The sequence below is a fragment of the Roseospira navarrensis genome, from assembly GCF_009601025.1.
GTDB classification, from domain to species: domain Bacteria; phylum Pseudomonadota; class Alphaproteobacteria; order Rhodospirillales; family Rhodospirillaceae; genus Rhodospira; species Rhodospira navarrensis.
This window is the reverse complement of sequence record NZ_WIVE01000158.1, coordinates 1-1,189: the sequence shown is the minus strand read 5'-3', so window position 1 is coordinate 1,189 and position 1,189 is coordinate 1. Positions and strand designations below refer to the sequence as shown.

Sequence of the window (1,189 nt, the reverse complement as noted above, 5' to 3'; positions counted from 1 at the left end):
CCCGTGCAATCCTGGCATGCATCGCCGGACTTATCTCGCCCAAACAACCAGCATGCATATCTAACGCAAACTGAGCCTAATTATTTGATCACGAGAGGCGAAAACGCAAGCAAAAACAAGGGCTTGTGTGTGCCGCAATCTTGAGGAACCGTGCGGGCGGTTGCCGCAATAGGGTCGTCAATCCGGGCCGGCAAGAAAACCATTTAATATCAATGGCATGGGCTTGGTGTGGTCGCTGCCGCTGATCGTCTGAAACCCGATTGACGACCCTATTGCGGCAACATTGACGACCCTATTGGCGACCCTGTGTATCGTTGTGACCATCTTGGCTCGCGAACGCGTGAAACCGGCTCAGCAGACGCGCGCGAATAGGCTCAAGCATCAGCTCAGCAAGGGAATCGATAGAGTATCCCTTCTCCAACGCCTCTAATATTTTGTCCTTATGCGGCTCCAAAGCGCTCATGTATGTATGAACTGAAACCCAAAGCGTTGATACAATGCCCTCGATTCCCATGCTTGCCGCCGCGCGCGGGTGGTCTGCCATCATTTGATTGACAAGGCTGACCGCGTCTTTCTTAACTAGAGTATAAATTCTTTCGTCCGATATTAGGTCGCCAGTCATCGGCTCAAATTCGCTAACGCCGCCCATGTCAAAGTAGATAAAACCATTCTCTTTCCCGGCAATAGAAAAGTGCAGGCCAGGGCGAACACTTCCGGTCAATAGCCATTCAATATCAATTCCCGTAGTGCACAATTTTGCCATGTGATCTGCGCCAGGTTTCCTCTTATCTGACAGATACTCATGCAAGCTACGGTAGGGGATGCCGGTCTGCCTCTCCAGGTCCCGGACCGACAACCCGTTCAGCGTGATGAAGCTGCGAAGGCGGCTACCGAGCGACATTGCGCATTTCCCCTTGAAAGTGGGCGGGACCCGGCATACCATCCGCCCTATGAGCCATGTCGCGCATCATAGCACAGAGTGTGCTGAAAACCACCCACAAGGCGGGGTGTGGTTGTCCGTCGTTGAGTTCGCTGCGGCGGCAAAGGTCGGACAACGGTGCGCACAGAAAGCCCTTCGGCGGTGCCACGAAGGCGGCACATGGCGCGGCGTTCGGTTGGACGTGATCGCGGTCAAGGGGCGCGGCGGGCGCGGTGGCGTGTGCTATCAGGTCCGCGCGCGTAGCATCCC

Annotated in this window: 1 protein-coding gene; it reads right to left on the bottom strand. The window is 55.3% G+C overall.

Annotation, left to right across the window (positions count from 1 at the left end; all coding sequences use genetic code 11):
• Positions 1-292: 292 nt before the first annotated feature.
• Complete coding sequence (locus GHC57_RS19085) at positions 293-901, bottom strand: helix-turn-helix domain-containing protein (RefSeq protein WP_153347241.1); 609 nt, start codon at positions 899-901, stop codon at positions 293-295.
• Between the last annotated feature and the right edge of the window lie 288 nt (positions 902-1,189).